This is a genomic window from Microcoleus sp. BM001215392, assembly GCF_036700185.1.
Classification (GTDB): domain Bacteria; phylum Cyanobacteriota; class Cyanobacteriia; order Cyanobacteriales; family Microcoleaceae; genus Microcoleus.
Window position 1 is genome coordinate 2,115 of sequence record NZ_JAUBOJ010000467.1, and the last position, 2,990, is coordinate 5,104.

Sequence of the window (2,990 nt, forward strand, 5' to 3'; positions counted from 1 at the left end):
AGTTGCCCAGAGAGAGGTAAGCACCTCCCAAATTCCCCAGTGCATTCCCTTCCCCAAGGCGGTTTTTAATTTCGCGGGCGATGGCTAACTGTTGCTGTATATACTCAATGGCTTTGGCCGAGTTGCCCAGAGAGCGGTAAGCGATTCCCAAATTCCCCAGTGCATTCCCTTCCCCAAGGCGGTTTTTGAGGGCGCGATAAATTTGCAGGGCCTGCTGCCAGGAATTCAGCGCTGCTGGGAATTGGCTAGTCTGCAACTGTTGAATTCCCTGCTCCACAAGCCGATCGCCCTCTGCTTCACGAGCATCGGTAGTTTGAGCGATCGCTGGGAAGAGAGAGCCAGGAGTAGTTAATAGGGGGATAGTGGCAAGCACGAACAGGGAAATGGAAGCTAGGAAAACATTAGTGACCCTAGAGTGGGTCGATTTGAGTCGCTTAAATGGGGAATACAGCATAGGATTCTAGAGTTGGAATTTAGAGAATTAGCCCGATCGCTCTTTCTGCCGTCGTCGTGCGATAGCCTCCATCTGCCACGGGCGATCGACCTTCATAGAAGCTTACTCTGCCTCCCCAATCTCGCGGCTGGGAATGGGGACTCTAATCTGAATTAGACGACAATTTTTGCGATCGCCCGATCGGCTTGAATCAAACCATATCCAGTGGCATAGTCAAATCCAACATCCAAACCTGGCGTCTTTAGATCGCCCATATCCAGAGCAGACGGCTCTAATGCTCGATTAATGTCCGCAGGACTTAAGTGGGGATTTGCAATGCTATCCTGTCAACCCATTCCGATTAGCTGTTGTCGTCAAAATGTACTCAACTTGAGCCGGAGTTAAAGTCGGATTTGCACTCAAAACTAAAGCCGCTACACCCGCTACTTGTGGCGTTGCCATCGATGTGCCACTCATGTTTTGATAGGTGTTAGAGCGAGTTGTAGAATAGATGTCTACTCCCGGAGCAACTACGTAATCCAAAGGTGTGGAACCCGCACGGTTAGAGCTATCAGCCATGCTGCCTCTTACATCAATGCTGCCCACTGCAATTCCCCAGCGATCGGCATTACGAGCTGGATAACCTGGTTGATTTAAACCCAAATTTCCGGCTGACATAACCACAACAGAGCCTTTGTTATTTGCATACTGAATTGCCGACTCAATTGCGTCATTCACCTGGGTGGAGGGGGAAAACCCACTTCCCAAGCTGAGGTTAATTACATTTGCTCCATTATCCGCAGCATAGCGGATTCCAGCAGCAACATTATTCCACTCGCCACTACCAAAGGAAGGCAATACTCTGACAGGCATAATCTTTGCGTTATAGGCAATTCCTGTGATGCCAAAATTATTTCGTTCCGCAGCGATCGCACCTGCTACGTGAGTACCGTGGCCATCCCAATCCAGATCCATTGGGTTGTTGTCGCCCGACACAAAATCCCAACCCCGAATATCATCAATGAATCCGTTGCGATCGTCATCTATGCCATTTCCCGGAATTTCACCAGCGTTCCGCCAAATATTGCCATCCAAGTCGGGATGGTTGTAGTCAACACCAGTATCCACGACAGCTACAACAATGCCATTTCCTGTAATGTTCTGATTCCAAACTTCCGGCGCATTTATGACATCTAGCGCCCAATTATTCCCGCCCAAATCGGGAAGAGCCGGAAAAAGACTTGAGCGGTTTAAGGTGCGGGAAACTGCTGCATTTGCATTCACCAAACCGTAGCCGTAATTAGGATTAAAATTACCTAATGGTGTTGGAATATCCGGCGTTACAGGCACAGAAGTTGCAGAAAGATTCAGGTTGTAATTGGTAGAGTTATTTAAGAAGCTAGAGACTTGGACATAGTATGTACCGGGAGCCAAATTAGATACATTAATCGCATCCGGGAGAGTGCCAATATTAACAGAGTAGCCAATAACTTCACCAGAATCTAAAATACCGTTGCGGTTTCTATCTTGAATTAGCTTTACGTCAGCATCCGCTCTCAAATTATCGAGACGCAGGTTAAAATTGCTCTTAGTGTCGATCTCGAATCGGTAGAAATCGCTAGAATCGCCTATACCCACGAAATCAGTTAAGTTGATGCTACCGTTCTCAACGCCAACAACAGTGCGAGCTGTCGAAAGAGAGTTACCTGGATCGGCAAAATTCAACTGGGAAGCAGAAATCGTTCCTGTTAGCGGATCTGTATTTGCAGCCGATTGTGACTGCGGCTTGAGTTGAGCATCGGTGACAGTCCCAGTAACCCGATCGCCCGCAGAGACATTGAGACCCTCGCCTGCACGAGCTACAATAAAATCTGCGATCTGTGTCTGTGGGTCGATGCTGGATGCTGTAGGATTGGGAAAGCTAGATTCAGGACTGTAACCGGAACCATTCAATGGATCGATCGCGACCTTGAGCAAGTCGGTGTTAGCCGGAAATGCCGATCGGGCGAGATCGTTTGGCTGTTGGCCCAAATAAAGGCGATCGTCAAGATTCGTGGTGATGTCTAACATAATTTAAAACCTTAGATATTTAGATTTGTTCTTTACTTAAATCTTAAGCAACCCAGATGGGAATTTCACTCGGTCTACCCGCAGACTTGATGTAGTACCGGGTGCAAAATAGATTGCCAGAAAGTGCAAAGTATGTGAATATGTAGCGTAGATGGTTCACTGCCATCAGTTTTGAGATTGAAGCGCGATCGCAAACAAAGAGTCATTCTACAGTCCGCCAGGGAATTAATTCCCTGTCGAGAAAGCGCAAGTCCTCTCAAAGAAAACTGAAGAATATAACTTATTAGTCTTCTTTCAGATGTAAATGAATTAAACTATCAAATAGAAATATCGATCTTCCTGAAAGCGAGCTAACAGTTCCGGTATGCGATCGTGCTTGCCCAATTATCGCAATACTCGCGCTTCGGGCTCGAACAACTTGGTTGTTTCGATTGATATCGTTTCCGGTTGCATCAGAATGATTTAACCGCGAAGGCGCAAAGGACGC

Annotated in this window: 3 protein-coding genes; all 3 read right to left on the reverse strand. The window is 47.2% G+C overall.

The window, feature by feature from the left end:
• Positions 1–454 (reverse strand): tetratricopeptide repeat protein (locus tag QT974_RS30810; RefSeq protein WP_333472177.1); only part of this gene is annotated, 454 nt, incomplete at its 3' end.
• Positions 455–772: 318 nt separating this feature from the next.
• A complete protein-coding gene (locus tag QT974_RS30815; protein WP_333472178.1) occupies positions 773–2,503 on the reverse strand; it encodes a S8 family serine peptidase in 1,731 nt (576 codons plus the stop codon).
• A gap of 283 nt (positions 2,504–2,786) precedes the next feature.
• The coding region (locus QT974_RS30820; protein WP_333472179.1) for a hypothetical protein at positions 2,787–2,990 on the reverse strand (204 nt) is incomplete at its 5' end.